We start from the raw sequence: 597 nt of genomic DNA on the forward strand, positions 1-597 counted from the left end.
GGAGTTGTTATTTTCAACTCTTACTATTATACCGACTTTTCTTACTTTGTCAACACCTTTTTTGAACTTTTTTTCATTTCTCCTGAATTACTTCCTTTAACTCTTGCAGCATGGATTTGCGGCCTTTAAATCGTTCGTCTGCCCAGAGCCGTTCATAGGCTTCTTGCTTATCTTGTGGTAATTTTCTTCTATAACTATCCAGCAATTCATGAAGGGCGTAGTAATCATCCAGCCACAATCCTCCTTCTGGTAGGCGATGGCTAATTTCCCCTACTTCTTCATAGGCCATACGGTCCAGGCGACGTTTTTGACTCTCTTGTTTTCTGACGCTATCTAGGATTCGATTGCGGAATTTTGTTTTGAAGTAGACGTAGAGTTTCTTTTCCTCTTCCACTAATTCTGGATGGGCCTCAAGGAGTTCATAGAGACAGATCAGTCCTTCTTGGTCCCAATCCTCTTTTTCCCACAGGTGGAGATAGTAATCTTTTCGACATCTATGGACAATTCCTTTTACCTTCTCATAATACTTTTCAAGCATTTGCTTTCCCCCTTTCTCTGCTTGTAGTATAGCAGAGAAAGGGGGAAAGAAGGGCTTTG

1 protein-coding gene is annotated in these 597 nt (G+C 41.2%); it reads right to left on the reverse strand.

Going from position 1 to position 597, the window contains the following annotated elements; all coding sequences use genetic code 11:
* Window positions 1-73: 73 nt before the first annotated feature.
* Window positions 74-538: a sigma-70 family RNA polymerase sigma factor gene (locus ADF68_RS04025; protein ID WP_049548744.1), complete on the reverse strand. Its 465-nt coding sequence runs from the start codon at window positions 536-538 to the stop codon at window positions 74-76.
* Between the last annotated feature and the right edge of the window lie 59 nt (window positions 539-597).

This window comes from Streptococcus pseudopneumoniae, from assembly GCF_001068775.1.
GTDB lineage: Bacteria > Bacillota > Bacilli > Lactobacillales > Streptococcaceae > Streptococcus > Streptococcus pseudopneumoniae_N.